The organism is Streptomyces sp. NPDC051286 (genome assembly GCF_044455345.1).
Classification (GTDB): domain Bacteria; phylum Actinomycetota; class Actinomycetes; order Streptomycetales; family Streptomycetaceae; genus Streptomyces.
Map to the genome: position 1 here is coordinate 333,158 of NZ_JBITER010000001.1, position 13,490 is coordinate 346,647.

Below are 13,490 nucleotides of genomic sequence, written 5' to 3' on the forward strand. Positions count from 1 at the left end.
ACCCCACCTCCCCCCCCCGAGCCCCGCGCCGCCCGCGGCGGGGGGGGGGGGGTGGGGGTGGGGGGGGGGGGGGCGGGGGGGGCGCCCCCCCCGGCGGCCCCCCCCCCCCCCCCCCGGCCCGCCCAACAAGTCCGTCCACCCCTGGATAACCCGTAGACCCAAGGAGACTCGACCCGTGTCCCGTACCTCCCTCCGGCGGGGAGCCGTAGCCGCACTGTGCGCCGCGCTCCTCCCCGTCGTCCCGGCGGCAGCCACCTCCGCCGCGCCGAGACCGCCGGGCCCGCCGTCCGACGCCCGGCTCGCCGCCGAGCCGGCCCGGCACGACCTGACCCGCGAGCAGTTCTACTTCGTCATGCCCGACCGGTTCGCCAATGGAGACACCTCCAACGACCGTGGCGGACTCACCGGTTCGCGCCTGGAGACCGGCTACGACCCCACGGACAAGGGGTTCTACCAGGGCGGTGACCTCAAGGGCCTGACCAGTCGGCTCGACTACATCAAGGATCTCGGTACCACCGCCATCTGGCTCGCCCCGATCTTCAAGAACCGTCCGGTCCAGGGCACCGGCAAGGATGCCTCGGCCGGTTACCACGGCTACTGGATCACGGACTTCACCCAGGTCGACCCGCACTTCGGCACCAACGCCGACCTGTCGAAGCTGATCGACAGGGCCCACGCCAAGGGCATGAAGGTCTTCTTCGACGTCATCACCAACCACACCGCGGACACCGTCGACTACGCTGAGAAGAAGTACGGCTACAAGCCGAAGGGTGCCTACCCGTACCTCGACCGGGAGGGCCGCCCCTTCGACGACAGCAAGGGCCTGGCGAAGGTCGACGCCGACGCGTTCCCGTACACCCCGAAGAGCACCGGCACGAAGGTCCCGTCGTGGCTCAACGACCCGACGATGTACCACAACCGCGGCGACTCGACGTACGCCGGCGAGTCCACCACGTACGGCGACTTCTCCGGGCTCGACGACCTGTGGACCGAGCGGCCCGAGGTCGTCTCCGGCATGGAGAAGATCTACGAGAAGTGGGTCCGTGACTTCGATATCGACGGCTTCCGGATCGACACGGTCAAACACGTCGACCTGGACTTCTGGACCCAGTGGGCGACCGCCCTCGACGCCTACGCGGACCGGCGCGGACGTCACGACTTCTTCATGTTCGGCGAGGTCTACTCCGCCGACACCGCCGTCACCTTCCCGTACGTCACCCGGGGCCGGCTCGACGCGACGCTCGACTTCCCGTTCCAGGAGGCGGCCCGGCAGTACGCCTCGCAGGGCGCTCCGGCCTCGAAGCTCGCCGCTGTCTTCGGCGACGACTACCGGTACACCACCGACAAGGCCAATGCCTATGAGCAGGTGACCTTCCTCGGCAACCACGACATGGGCCGCATCGGCGCGTTCCTGAAGCAGGACAACCCGAAAGCCGACGACGCCGAGCTGGTCGACCGGGCCCGCCTCGCCAACGAGCTGATGTTCCTCAGCCGCGGCAACCCCGTCATCTACTACGGCGACGAGCAGGGCTTCACCGGCGCGGGCGGCGACAAGGACGCCCGCCAGACCATGTTCGCCTCGAAGACCGCCGACTACCTCGACGACGACGAACTGGGCACCGGCCGTACGCACGCCTCGGACGCGTACGACACCGGCCACCCGCTGTACCGGAACATCGCCGCACTCTCCGAGCTGACCAAGGAGAACCCGGCCCTACGTGACGGCGTCCAGACCGAGCGGTACGCGGAAGGCTCCGTCTACGCGTTCTCCCGTACGGACCCCCAGCGCACCAACGAGTACGTCGTCGCCACCAACAACGGAGCCGAGGCGAAGACCGTCGAGCTGTCCACCGAGTCTGCCGCCATGAACTTCCGTACGCTCTACGGCGGTTCCGGAACGGTCCGCAGCGGGGCCGACAAGAAGATCACCGTAACCGTGCCCGCCCTCTCCAGCATCGTGCTGCGCGCCGAGAAACCCTTGGGCGCCCCGGCCGCCAAGCCCTCGATCACGCTGAAGGCGCCCGCCGCCGGAGCCACCGGCACCGTCGAGATCTCCGCGGACACCGATGGCGGATCGCTGAACCGGGTCGTCTTCGCCGCCCAGACCGGCAAGGGCGCGTGGGTCACTCTCGGCTCCGCCGACCACGCCCCGTACAAGATCACCCAGCACCTGGACGACACCGTCGCGGCGGGAACGCCGCTGCGCTACAAGGCCGTTGTGGTCGACCGGGCCGGACGCACCGCGAGCGCCCTCGCCTCGACGACCGCGGGCCAGGCCCCGGCGGCCGAGAAGCCCGCCGCCGTCGAGCGCGACTACGCCGTCGTCCACTACAAGCGCGCGGACGGCGACTACGACGGCTGGACGATCGAGTCCGGCGGCAAGTCCGTCGAGTTCACCGGGCGCGACGCCTACGGTGCCTTCGCCTGGATCGAGCCGGACGAGGGCACCTCCTCCGTCCCGTACACGGTCCGGAAGGACGGCACGGCCGACGGTCCGCAGCGCACCGTCGAGCTCGCGAAGACCGGGCAGGTCTGGATCGAGCAGGGCAAGGACGGCCAGTCGGACACGGCCCCCGAGGGCGCCTACCCGGCGCAGGACAGGACGAAGGCCGTCCTGCACTACCACCGCGCGGACGGCGACTACGACGGTTGGGGACTGCACACCTGGACCGGCGCGAAGGAGCCCACCGACTGGGCGAAGCCGCTCCAGCCGGTGAAGAAGGACGCCTACGGCGTCACCTTCGAGGTCCCGCTCACCGACGGGGCCACCTCGCTCAGCTACATCCTCCACAAGGGCGACGAGAAGGACCTCCCCAGCGACCAGTCCCTCGACCTCGCCACGTACGACCACGAGGTGTGGATGGTCGCCGGACGGCCCGGCTACCTGCTGCCGCAGACCGGCGGTACACCCACCGCCGACCTCACCAAGGCCGAAGCGCAGTGGATCGACTCCGACACCGTCGTCTGGAAGGTGAAGGCCACCGACGCCACCAGTCAGCAGCTCGTCTACGCGAAGGACGGCGGGATATCCGTCGTCGACGGAGCCCTCACCGACGAGGGGCAGTGGCTGCGGCTCAGCCCGTCCGCGCTGACCGACGCGCAGAAGTCGACGTACCCACACCTCAAGGACTACCCGGCCTTCACCGTCGACCCGCGTGACCGGGACCGGGTCCGCGAGGCACTGCGCGGCCAGCTGATCGCCACCCAGCGTGCCGCCAACGGCGCCCTGCTCGCCGCCACCGGCGTACAGAGCGCGGGTGTGCTCGACGACCTGTACGGGAAGAACGCGAGCACCGCCGCGCTCGGCCCGGTCTTCGACCACGGCCGGCCCACGCTCTCCGTCTGGGCCCCCACCGCGCAGACCGTCGCGCTGGAACTCGACGGCAAGAGCGTCCCGATGCGGCGCGACGACCGCACCGGCGTCTGGTCCGTCACCGGCACCGCGAAGTGGACCGGCAAGCCGTACCGCTTCGTGGTGAAGGTGTGGGCGCCCACCGTCCAGAAGATCGTCACCAACAAGGTCACCGACCCGTACTCCACCGCCCTGACCACCGACTCCGCCCGCAGCCTCGTCGTCGACCTCGACGCCCCGGGGCTCGCACCGAAGGGCTGGGCCGGGCTGAGGAAGCCCGCCGCCGTCCCGCTGCGCGACGCCCAGATCCAGGAGCTGCAGATCCGCGACTTCTCGATCGCGGACCCCACGTCCCAGCACCCCGGCGAATACCTCGCCTTCACCGACACCCGCTCCGACGGGATGAAGCACCTCAAGGAGCTCGCCGACTCCGGCACGAGCTACGTCCATCTGCTGCCCGCCTTCGACATCGGCACCATCCCCGAGAAGAAGTCGGACTGGCAGAAGCCCGCCTGCGACCTGTCCGTGTACGCCCCCGACTCCGAGGAGCAGCAGGCCTGCGTGGCGAAGGCCGCCGCGAACGACGGGTTCAACTGGGGCTACGACCCGCTGCACTACACCGTCCCCGAGGGCTCGTACGCCTCCGACCCGAACGGCACCAAGCGGACCGTCGAGTTCCGTCAGATGGTCCAGGGGCTGAACGGCGCCGGACTGCGGACCGTCATGGACGTCGTCTACAACCACACCGTCGCCTCCGGCCAGGACGACAAGTCCGTCCTCGACCGGATCGTGCCCGGCTACTACCAGCGGCTCATGGGCGACGGCACCGTCGCCACGTCCACCTGCTGTGCCAACACCGCGCCCGAGAACACCATGATGGGCAAGCTCGTCGTCGACTCGATCGTCACATGGGCCAAGGAGTACAAGGTCGACGGCTTCCGCTTCGACCTGATGGGCCACCACCCGAAGGCCAACATCCTCGCCGTCCGCAAGGCGCTCGACGCGCTGACCGTGGCCAAGGACGGCGTCGACGGGAAGAAGATCATCCTGTACGGGGAGGGCTGGAACTTCGGTGAGATCGCCGACGACGCCCGCTTCGTCCAGGCCACCCAGAAGAACATGGCCGGCACCGGCATCGCCACCTTCTCCGACCGGGCCCGGGACGCCGCCCGAGGCGGCAGCCCGTTCGACGAGGACCCCGGTGTCCAGGGCTTCGCCAGCGGCCTCTACACCGACCCCAACACCTCGACCGCCAATGGCACCCCGGCCGAACAGAAGGCCCGGCTGCTCCACTACCAGGATCTGATCAAGGTCGGCCTGACCGGCAACCTCGCCGACTACACCTTCACCGACTCCTCGGGCCGTACGGTCAAGGGCTCCGGCGTCGACTACAACGGGGCCCCCGCCGGATACGCCGCGGTTCCCGGTGACGCCCTCGCCTTCGCCGACGCCCACGACAACGAGACGCTCTACGACGCCCTCGCCTTCAAGCTCCCGGCGGGCACCTCGGCCACCGACCGGGCCAGAATGCAGGTCCTGGCGATGGCGACCGCCACCCTCTCGCAGGGCCCGTCGCTCTCCCAGGCGGGCACGGACCTGCTGCGCTCCAAGTCGCTGGACCGCAACTCGTACGACAGCGGCGACTGGTTCAACGCACTGCACTGGGACTGCCGGGACGGCAACGGCTTCGGCCGCGGACTGCCAGTCGCGGCCGACAACAAGGCCAAGTGGTCCTACGCCAGGCCGCTGCTGACCGCCACCGCACTCAGCCCCGGCTGCGCACAGATCGACGGCGCGTCCGCCGCGTACCAGGACCTGCTCACCATCCGCACGGCGGAGAAGGAGTTCGACCTCTCCACCACCGAGCAGGTGCAGTCCGCCCTGTCGTTCCCGCTCTCCGGGAAGGACGAGACGCCCGGGGTCATCACCATGCGCCTCGGGAAGCTGGTGATCGTCCTCAACGCGACTCCCGGCATCGAGCACCAGCAGATCGCCGATCTGGCCGGGAAGGACTACGCCCTGCACCCCGTCCAGGCTGCGGGGGCGGATTCCACTGTCAAGAAGGCCTCGTACGAGAGGAGTTCGGGAAGCTTCACCGTCCCGGGACGCACGGTGGCCGTGTTCTCCCTGCGGTGACCCGTACCGGACTACGTTGAGGGCAGCCGCCGGGGAGTGAGCCGCATCGCACACACCCCGGCGTGTCCCTCCCACCACCTCATCAAGGGCCGGGCCGGCGCCGCTGACCCCGGCGTCAGGTCACGGTGACGGTGCAGGGCGACTCCCCGGTCGCCCGGCGCCTCGGCGAGCAGTGCGCCGGCGCACGGTCCACACCTCGGCCGAGACCCGCGGCCTGGCCCCGTCCTACCGTGAGCGCCGACCGCGCCGGCCCCTTACGGCAATCGCCGCGAGGGCACAGCCGGTACCGCGGGCGAGAAGGCGGAGAGTCGTGCCAGCAGATCTCCGAACGGCCCGTCGACCGGCTCCTCGGCGAGGACCCGCAGTACGATGCCGGCCGTCTCCGCGTCGTACGCCGCACTGACCGCGGCCAGCGCCGCGAAGTCGTGCACCAGCTGCATCTCCAGCTCCGCGCGCGGAATCCGCCGCCCGTCCAGCCAGATCAACGCCGTCGACTCGGCCAGCGACACCCACGACCGTACGACCAACTCCAGCCGCGCCGGGGGTTTCCCCACCCCCAGGTGGGCGAGGATCTGCTCGTACGCCGCCTGCCGCACCCCGTCGATCATCGCGTTCGTCGTCGACGACCCGGCTGCGGGTCCGCCCCGCATCAGCGCGGAGAACCCGGGTCCGTGCTCGTCCACGAAGTCGAAGAACCGCCCCATGACCCGCAACAGCCGTGCCCCCAGGGGCCCTTCACGCGGCTCAACGAACCGTTCCGCCAGCTCGTCGGCCGCCCGCCGCAGCGCCGCCTCGTACAGGCTCTGTTTCCCCGGGAAGTAGTGGTAGACGAGCGGCCGGGAGATCCCGGCCGCGGCTGCGATCTCATCGATGGAGACCTCGTCGGGGGCGCGGCGGCTGAACAACTCCAGCGCGACGCCTATCAGCTGCTGTTTGCGCTCATGGACGCCCATCCTGCGCCGCACCCCGGTCGTCATACCAACAGCCTAACCGGGCCGGGACGAACGGGCCGCTAAAGGTCCAGCACGGGACCGCCGGTCACCGCGGCAGCGACGGGAACATGGACGTGCACCGAATTCCGGCGGTCAGGCAGGAGGCGGGCTCAGCGCAGGGCGCCGACCCGCCTGCCATCCGTCAGTACGCCGTTCAGCCGGGCCCGGTCCCCGGCCCGTGCCCGTACCGCGAGCAGATGCCCCTGCGCCCGGCCCTCCACCCCGCCCGATGTGGTCAGCGAGGCGAACTCCGTGCTGCCCGCAGCCAGTACGTACCACCGGCAGCCGCGTCGTTCTCGGCCGTACCGTTCTGCAATCGCAGCACGGGCCAGTAATAGGTGGACCTGTCACCCTGATTCCGGCACGTGGTACCGCCGTTGGCCAGGTCGTCATCGCCGGCGAAGGCGTCGGTGGCCTGATTTCCGACGTAATCGTGCATGTGGTGGGCGCCGTTGCTCACTCCGGGCGCGACGATGACGTTGTCGGGGTTGAATTTTCCGTTCTCGTTACGTCCGCAGACGGTGGTGAACGTACCGCGCGAGGCGCCACGTCGTAGGCGGGGCTTGTTGACGTTGGGCTGTACGGACTGGATGTCGACGAAGTCGGAAGCCTCGGGGCCGTTGCCCTGCCGCCGCTGACCGTTGTCGTCTCCCTGGCCGCCGTCCTGACTGCCGTCCTGGCCCTGCCCCTGGTCAGTGCCTTGGCTGTCGGCCCGGTCGTCGCCCTGTCCGCTGCCGCCGCCAGTGCCCGAGGCGTTGTCGTCGGCGCGCAGATGGCACGGGGCCAGCCCGTCCAGCCTCTCCGGGCGCTCCGCGTTGCGCTCGATGGCCGTCGAGATCCGGTCGATGCTGGCCGTCCGCTTGTCCTGCAACGGACCGAGCACAGCATGCTCGGCGAGGTTCGGATCGCGGGACATCGCGTCCTTGTGATCGGCGAATTGCTGGTAGGCGTCGGTGATCTGGGTGTCCATGGCGGCCAGTTCGCGGTCGACCTCCCCGCGTGCCCCGTCGGGTACGTCGGGCAGTTCGTCACCCACGTCGGGGCAGTCGATGGTGGACATCTGGGTGCCCGCATTCCATGACCGGCCGGGGGGCGAGCCCGACGCTCCTTCCCCCGCCGAAGCGTGGACATTGACCGCGACCAAGCCACCCGCGCCCAGAATCAATGCGGCCGAGGCGACAACTGCCCGGTTGGCCGACGTCGAACGTTTGCGTGATGTGCGTCCCATGGAACTCCTCATGCTTCGAGGGAGAAGAGTGACGTTCCATACGCGTGTGGCTCGGGGTCCGTTCAGTGAAAGGGGGAGTTCATGTGCGGAACAGGTCACATGGGGGCGGGGGCGAACGCGGCGAGCTGGGGGTCGACGGGTGCGTCGGTCATCCGGTTGGCGAGTGTCGACATCGTGTATGCGCCGATGCCCAGGACCACTTCCAGGGCGTTTTGGTGGGTGTAGCCGTGCGCGAGGAAGGCCTGCAGCGTGTCGTCGTCGACCGCGCCCGCCGTGGCGATGACGGCCAGGGTGAACTGCCGTACCGATTCCAGTCGTTCGTCCGGGAGCGGCAGTGGCTTCTCCTCGCGCAGTGCGGCGATGAGGTCGGCGTCCGCACCGAGGGCGGTGAGCTTCGCGGTGTGCATCGCCACGCAGATGTGGCAACTGTTGCGGGTGGCGACCGTCATGATCAGGACCTCGCGGGAAAGCGGGTCCAGGGTGGTCGACTCGAAAATCGCGCTGATCTTCAGAAAGCCGTCGAGCAACTGCGGCGACGTGGCCAGCCGGCCGACGGCGGCGGGCAGATATCCCTGCTTGTCTGCTACCGCCTTCATGGTGCGACGAGCGGCGGCGGGGGCGGATTCGAGGGTGTGGTCGGGGAACGCGGATGCGGGCATGGCGTGGCCTCTCGCGGTAAACTCGACAACGTGATTGACGAAAACGTAAACCAAGTTGTCGAGTTTCGCAATGGCTGAGCCGACGGGGCGAGCTGGAGAGGCGGCGTCCGCCGGGGAGGGTGCAGGCTTCGAGCTCCCCCTGCTCCTGTTCGCCGGGTTCCGGACGATCATCGACGAGCTGCACCGGGAGCTGGCCGAGAGCGGTCACCCCGACGTGCGGCCCGCGTACGGCTTCGCGCTCCAGGCCATCGGCCGTGACGGCGCGACCGCAAGTGAGATCGGCCGACGGCTCGGCGTCTCCAAGCAGGCCGCCGGAAAAACCGTCGACAGGTTGGAGGGTCTCGGCTACGTCGAACGCGTCGACGATCCGCAGGACGGGCGCCGCAAGCTGGTCCGGGTCACCCCGCGCGGTGTCGACGTACTGGTCCGGTCCGCCGAGGGGTTCGATCGGCTGCACACCGAGTGGTCCCGGGTGCTCGGGGCCGATCGGCTGCGCGCCCTGGAGTCCGACCTGCGCGCGATGGCGCCCGCCGGTGCGTTCCGGCTCGACGCGGCGGCATGGTTCAACGGCTGAGATGCCGCGGGGTCAACAGGTCCTGGAGTCCCGGGCCGCACCCCCTGGGGGCGACCACGCTGCACCTGGGTTCGACCGGATGAGCCGTCGGCCGGAGGCGCGGGGTCACCCCCGGTCCAGGTAGGCCAGGACGGCCAGAACACGGCGGTTGTCGTCGTCGGACGGCGGCAGGCCGAGCTTCCCGAAGATGTTCGAGGTGTGCTTGGCCACCGCCCGCTCCGTGATCACCATCTGCGAGGCGATCGCCGCGTTCGAACGGCCCTGCGCCATCAGCTCCATGACCTCCAGCTCGCGCGGGGTCAGCCCGCCCATCGGCTTGTCCTGTGCGCGCCGGGACAGCAGCTGTGAGATCACCTGCGGGTCCATCGCGGTGCCGCCCGCCGCGACCCTGCGTACCGCGTCGATGAACTGGTCCGCGTCGAAGACCCGGTCCTTGAGCAGGTACCCGATGCCCCCGTTGCCGTCCGCCAGCAGCTCACGGGCGTACAACTGCTCCACATGCTGGGAGAGGACGAGCACCGGCAGCCCGGGGCGGGCCTTGCGCGCCGCAAGGGCGCACTGCAGTCCCTCGTCCGTGTGGGACGGCGGAAGCCGGACGTCGACCACGGCGACGTCCGGAGCCAACTCGGCAAGCGCACGGGTCAGTTCGGGACCGGTCTCGACGGCTGCCGCGATCTCGAAGTCGTACGCCTCCAGCATCCGGACCAGGCCGTCACGCAGCAGGAAGAGATCTTCGGCTAGGACAACTCGCAAGGGATCTCCATGGTCACCATGGTGGGACCGCCCGCGGGGCTGCTGACGGCCATGATGCCGTCGAATGTACCGAGTCGGCGTTCGACTCCGCTCAGCCCCGAGCCCGATCCGATGATCGCGCCGCCCCTGCCGTTGTCCGTGACGGAGATCCGCAGCATGGCGTCCGCATGACGGAGGTCCACCCAGACGCGGTCGGCCCCTGAGTGCTTGGCGGCGTTCGTCAGCGTCTCGCTCACCGCGAAGTACGCGGCCGACTCGATCGCGGCGTCCGCCCGGCCGCTCAGCTCCACCTGGACGTCCGACTCGAAGGGCATCCGCAGCGCCAACGCCCTGACCGCGTCCCCGAGTCCGCGCTCGGCGAGGACCGGCGGGTGGATGCCCCGGACCAGATCGCGCAGCTCCGTGAGGGCTTCGACCGATGACTCGCGGGCCATGGCGAGGAGCTTCTTCGCCTGCGCCGGATCCTTCTCGATGAGCGCCTCCACGGTGCCCAGGTTCATGCCCATGGCGACCAGCCGGGCCTGCGCGCCGTCGTGCAGGTCGCGCTCGATGCGCCGCAGTTCGGAGGCCGCGGTGTCCACGGCTTCGTGCCGGGTCTCGGTCAGGCGGTCGATGCGCCGGGTCAGCTCCTGCTCATGGGTGGGGGCCAGCACTGAGCGGGCGATCACGAAGTGCAACCGCAGCAGCCGTTCACTGACCAGCACGCCGGTCGCGAAGAGCACCACGCCGAGCGCGGCGGCGGCAAGACCCGTCGCCTGGCTGTCGACCGGAACGAACGCGTACCAGTAACGGTCGTCGGTGAAGACCCGCCACAGGCCCGCCGCCAGGACGAAACCCTCCACCGGGTAGAGCAGCAGCGCGCCGGCCACGATCGACACCACATAGCCGGCCGTCATGTCGACCAGCAGCCACCGGATGTCCCGCCAGGTCGCCGGGTCCTTCAGCAGCAGCGTGGTCCGCTCCACCTGACCGGTGAACCCGGTGCGCAGATCCTTCGGGAAAGGGCGGTACGGGACCGGAATGCGGACCTCGGACCAGCTGACCGCGAGCAGCCGGCGCCGGTTGGCGTGCTTGCGGACCAACTCCAGTACGTAGGGAGTGGTGACCAGGCCGATGCCCAGCGGGATGAAGACGATGGAGAGCGCCGCCCATACGAAGAGCGTGATCGACGCCAGGCTGGCGATCGACACCACGACTCCCCGCCCGGCGGCCAGCAGCGCGCCCCGTACCCGGGCCCGTATCGCGTTCATCTCGGTCCATCTCCCCTCACCGGGCCCCGTATCGGGCTCGTCCGCAGACAGTCTCACCCGGCGGGCTCCCAGGGTGTCAGCCGTTTCGCCACCGTGGCGGGGTGTACCCAGCACCACCCTGCCGACTTCGCCCTACGGCTCCGCGAGAGGGGGTTTCGACGGCTGGGGCGGGCGGCGCCCCGTTCCTAGATTCATCAACGACGCATTCGCCGTCGACTTCCTCGCACTATTTCCACTTCCATTTGATTCCGTCTGACTTCTGGGGGGCGAACACGCCATGAGGCGCAACCTCGCGGCACGCATCGGTGTGTGGAGCGCACACCACCGAAAGACCGCCATTCTCGGCTGGCTGCTCTTCGTCGTGCTCGCCACGGGCATCGGCGGCGCATCCGGTCTGGTCGAGATGTCCGACTCGGAGAACGCCGTGGGTGACTCGGCGCGGGCCGAGCAGATCCTCGACGATGCCGGGTTGGGGCAGCCCGCCGGCGAGCTGGTCATGGTGTCCGCCGGGAAGGCGGGTGACTGGCAGGGCGCGGCCCGCGAGGTCTCCGCCGCGATGGGGAAGACCGGCGAGGTGGCGAACCTCGCGGCGCCGATCCCTTCCAAGGACGGCAAGGACGCGCTGATCACCTTTGACATGAAGGGGGACGCGGCGACGGCGCCGGACAGGGTGCAACCCGTGCTCGACGCCGTGTCCGCCGTCCGCGCGGACCACCCCGACGTCACCATCCACCAGTTCGGCGAGGCCAGTGCCGGGAAGTGGCTCGGCGATCTGCTCTCCGAGGACTTCAAGAAGGCCGAGTTCACCGCCGTACCCCTGGCCCTGGGCATTCTGCTGGTCGCCTTCGGCGCGGTCGTCGCGGCGCTGCTCCCGGTCGGCCTGGCACTGACCGCGTGCATGGCGGCCTTCGGGCTGCTGTCGCTCGCCAGCCACCAACTGCACCTGTTCCAGACCACGTACTCCGTGATGTTCCTGATGGGTTTCGCCGTCGGCGTCGACTACTGCCTCTTCTACCTGCGGCGGGAGCGCGACGAGCGGGCGGCGGGACGCGACGCCGAGGCGGCGCTGCGGATCGCGGCGGCGACCAGCGGTCGGGCCGTGCTCGTCTCCGGGCTCACGGTCATGGTCGCGATGGCCGGCATGTTCCTGTCCGGACTGATGCTGTTCAAGGGCTTCGCCCTCGCCACGATCATCGTGGTCTTCATCGCGATGCTGGGCTCCGTGACGGTGCTGCCCGCGCTGCTGTCCTGGCTGGGCGACCGGATCGACGCGGGACGTGTGCCGTTCCTCAACCGGCGGGGGAGCCGACGCGACAACCGGCGCGCACGCACCAGCGGCGGGACCGCCGGCACGGTGCTGAAGCCCGTCCTGTCCAGGCCGAAGATCTTCGCGGTCGCCTCGGTCGTCGTGCTGCTCGCCCTGGCCGCGCCCGCCCTCGGCATGAAGACCGAACAGCTGGGCCTGGAGAAGCAGTTCGGCTCGGACTCGCAGCTGTCGGTCGCCTACCGGCAGATCGACGAGAGCTTCCCCGGCGGCCCCGCTCCGGCGCGGGTCGTGGTCAAGGCCGACAACATCGAGGCGCCCGCACTGCGCAAGGCTTTCGACGGCTTCGACAAGGTGAGAGTCCACAAGGCGCAGAACGTCGCCGAGATCGAGGTGCCGCTCCCCGACGGCGAGGCCGGCCTTTCCGAGCTGCGCAAGGAGCGGTTGCCCGCCGCGTTCGACGGGACCGGGGCCCAGGTGTACGTGACCGGGGAACTCGCCGGGTCCGTCGACTTCAACGACCAGCTGAAGCGCGGCATCGTCCCCGTCTTCGCCTTCATCACGGCGGTGACCTTCCTGCTGATGCTGTTCTGCTTCCGCTCGTACGTCATCGCCGTGACGTCGATCCTGCTCAACCTGCTCTCCGTGGCAGCCGCCTACGGAGTGATGGTCGCCGTCTTCCAGCACGGCTGGGGGGCCTCGCTGATCGGCTCGGAGGGGGTCGGTGCAATCGAGGCGTGGATTCCGCTGTTCGTCCTGGTCGTCCTGTTCGGACTCTCCATGGACTACCACGTGTTCGTGGTCTCCCGGATCCGTGAGGCCCGCGACCGCGGTCTGCACACCCGAGCCGCGATCGACGAGGGCATCCGGCGGACGGCGGGTGCGGTGACCGGCGCGGCCGTGATCATGGTCGCGGTGTTCGCGGTCTTCGGGACGCTGTCGATGCAGGACATGCAGCAGATGGGCGTCGGCCTCGCCGTCGCGGTGCTGCTGGACGCCACGATCGTACGGATGGTCCTGCTGCCTTCCGCGATGGCGCTGCTGGGGGAGCGGAACTGGCGGACGCCGCGCGGACTGAACCGACTGCCGGCGCTGGAGCACGGCGAGCCGGATATGGGCAGGGGGACGGGGCCTGCCGAGGCCCCGGTGGGGTCGGGGCTGCGTGGCTGACCCAGCCACATGGGAGCGGCCCTGGTCCGGTGCGGTACCCTTGCCGGCCTGCCCGCCGGCCGCGGAGCCGTCGGCGTGCTCCCAGCCGAAGTGGTACATCGCCACGCGCCGG

Annotated in this window: 7 protein-coding genes and 1 pseudogene; 3 read left to right on the forward strand and 5 right to left on the reverse strand. The window is 69.7% G+C overall.

Features of this window, described 5'->3' with window-relative positions; translation table 11 throughout:
- The first annotated feature begins 175 nt into the window (after positions 1–175).
- Positions 176–5,488, forward strand: coding sequence for a pullulanase-type alpha-1,6-glucosidase (gene pulA, locus ACIBB8_RS01520; protein WP_398948360.1), 5,313 nt, complete (start codon positions 176–178; stop codon positions 5,486–5,488).
- 254 nt (positions 5,489–5,742) lie between these two features.
- On the opposite strand, the gene ACIBB8_RS01525 is transcribed toward pulA, so the two are convergent.
- From ACIBB8_RS01525 to ACIBB8_RS01535, 3 genes and pseudogenes are all read right to left on the reverse strand, one after another.
- Positions 5,743–6,465: a TetR/AcrR family transcriptional regulator gene (locus ACIBB8_RS01525; protein WP_398948361.1), complete on the reverse strand. Its 723-nt coding sequence runs from the start codon at positions 6,463–6,465 to the stop codon at positions 5,743–5,745.
- A 289-nt stretch (positions 6,466–6,754) separates the two neighbouring features.
- Positions 6,755–7,708, reverse strand: a pseudogene (locus ACIBB8_RS01530) (DUF1996 domain-containing protein); the annotation flags it as partial.
- A gap of 95 nt (positions 7,709–7,803) precedes the next feature.
- A complete protein-coding gene (locus ACIBB8_RS01535; RefSeq protein WP_398948362.1) occupies positions 7,804–8,367 on the reverse strand; it encodes a carboxymuconolactone decarboxylase family protein in 564 nt (187 codons plus the stop codon).
- 70 nt (positions 8,368–8,437) lie between these two features.
- Here ACIBB8_RS01535 and ACIBB8_RS01540 point away from each other — a divergent pair, with 70 nt between their 5' ends.
- Entirely contained in the window at positions 8,438–8,941 is a 504-nt protein-coding gene (locus ACIBB8_RS01540) for a MarR family winged helix-turn-helix transcriptional regulator (protein ID WP_398948363.1), read from the forward strand.
- Between the two features lie 105 nt (positions 8,942–9,046).
- On the opposite strand, the gene ACIBB8_RS01545 is transcribed toward ACIBB8_RS01540, so the two are convergent.
- Entirely contained in the window at positions 9,047–9,694 is a 648-nt protein-coding gene (locus ACIBB8_RS01545; RefSeq protein ID WP_398948364.1) for a LuxR C-terminal-related transcriptional regulator, read from the reverse strand.
- Positions 9,679–10,944, reverse strand: coding sequence for a sensor histidine kinase (locus ACIBB8_RS01550; RefSeq protein WP_398948365.1), 1,266 nt, complete (start codon positions 10,942–10,944; stop codon positions 9,679–9,681). The genes ACIBB8_RS01545 and ACIBB8_RS01550 overlap by 16 nt, the downstream gene beginning before the upstream one ends.
- Before the next feature lie 277 nt (positions 10,945–11,221).
- Between ACIBB8_RS01550 and ACIBB8_RS01555 the strand changes: the two genes are divergently transcribed.
- A complete protein-coding gene (locus ACIBB8_RS01555) occupies positions 11,222–13,378 on the forward strand; it encodes an MMPL family transporter (protein ID WP_398948366.1) in 2,157 nt (718 codons plus the stop codon).
- The last annotated feature ends 112 nt before the right edge of the window (positions 13,379–13,490 follow it).

Bases quoted from the DNA above. Each gene is read 5' to 3' on its own strand.
- ACIBB8_RS01525 (WP_398948361.1), bottom strand. From the start codon at position 6,465: ATGACGACCGGGGTGCGGCGCAGGATGGGCGTCCATGAGCGCAAACAG.
- ACIBB8_RS01535 (WP_398948362.1), bottom strand. From the start codon at position 8,367: ATGCCCGCATCCGCGTTCCCCGACCACACCCTCGAATCCGCCCCCGCC.
- ACIBB8_RS01540 (WP_398948363.1), top strand. From the start codon at position 8,438: ATGGCTGAGCCGACGGGGCGAGCTGGAGAGGCGGCGTCCGCCGGGGAG.
- ACIBB8_RS01550 (WP_398948365.1), bottom strand. From the start codon at position 10,944: ATGAACGCGATACGGGCCCGGGTACGGGGCGCGCTGCTGGCCGCCGGG.
- ACIBB8_RS01555 (WP_398948366.1), top strand. From the start codon at position 11,222: ATGAGGCGCAACCTCGCGGCACGCATCGGTGTGTGGAGCGCACACCAC.